Genomic DNA, 1,171 nt, shown 5'->3' with positions numbered 1-1,171 from the left:
TACTGACTTCAGCTCGTCGGGGTGAATTCTTGCGAAGTCCCTGATGGGCGTGGGTGAGTGGCTGTATCCGTGTGGTGTGCGATATGCGGATGGGGGCGGGCTGACTCCTGCGGGACGGCTGCGCCGGGAGTCGGTGCGGATGAAGGCGGCCGAGCTGTTCGAGCAGCAGGTCAGACCGTCGGAGGTGGCCGGGCTGCTGCGGGTGAGTGTGAAGTCCGTGTACCAGTGGCGCCGGTTGTGGCACGACGGTGGCCGTGAGGCTCTGGCCTCGCTCGGCCCGAGCGGATCGCGATGCCGCCTTTCCCCACGGTGCCTTCAGAAGCTGGCCGAGTATCTGGAGCAGGGCCCGGCGGCGCACGGCTGGGTGGAGGACCAGGTGTGGACCGCATCAAGGGTGGCCACGCTGATCGGCAGGAAGTTCCACATCTCCTACAGCGTCTCCGGGGCCACCCGGCTGATGCACCGGCTCGGCTTCAGCCCGCAGGTCCCCGCACGCAGGGTCGCCGAACGCGACGAGCAGGCCGTCACGGTCTGGAAGGAGGCGACCTGGACGGAGGTAAAAAAGCCCGGGCGGCCTGCGCAGGCTACATCTGCTTCGAGGACGAAGCAGGCTTCACCCGGAAGCCGCCCCGGGGACGCACCTGGGGCAGGCGCGGACACACCCCGGTCGTGACGGTCAGCGGACGCCGTTCCGGACGCCTGTCCGTGGCCGGACTGATCGCGATACGGCCGGGCTCCCGGACCCGGCTGTGCCACCGCCTGCGCACCCACCCCGCGGGCAAGGGCAAGCGCCGCAGTATGGGCGAACGCGACTTCATCGCACTGATCGACGGAGTCCACCAGCTCGTCAAGGCACCCCTCGTGCTGGTCTGGGACCGCCTGAACACGCACGTCTCGCATGCGATACGCGAGCTGATCGCCGAGCGCGAGTGGCTGACGGTGTTCCTGCTGCCCGCCTACTCACCCGACCTCAACCCCGTCGAAGGGGTGTGGGCGCACGTCAAACGCAGCCTGGCCAACCTCGCCGTCATGGCACTCGACCGGCTCGAAGCCCTCGTCCGCAACCGGCTCAAACGCCTTCAGTACCGCCCCCACACCCTCGACGGCTTCATAGCCGGCACCGGCCTCACCCTCGACGAATCGACGTCACCCTAACGAGCCGAAGTCAGTA

At 68.1% G+C, this 1,171-nt stretch carries 2 protein-coding genes; both read left to right on the top strand.

What is annotated here, in order from left to right; all coding sequences use genetic code 11:
• Positions 1–100 precede the first annotated feature (100 nt).
• Positions 101–673, top strand: coding sequence for a transposase (locus ACFYR0_RS37785; protein ID WP_389338934.1), 573 nt, complete (start codon positions 101–103; stop codon positions 671–673).
• Positions 589–1,155 (top strand): transposase, encoded by a 567-nt coding sequence (locus ACFYR0_RS37780; protein WP_389338931.1) that lies wholly within the window; start codon positions 589–591, stop codon positions 1,153–1,155. The genes ACFYR0_RS37785 and ACFYR0_RS37780 overlap by 85 nt, the downstream gene beginning before the upstream one ends.
• Positions 1,156–1,171 lie beyond the last annotated feature (16 nt).

It is taken from the genome of Streptomyces sp. NPDC005017 (assembly GCF_042873115.1).
GTDB lineage: Bacteria > Actinomycetota > Actinomycetes > Streptomycetales > Streptomycetaceae > Streptomyces.
This window is presented reverse-complemented; position numbering and strand designations above follow the sequence as displayed.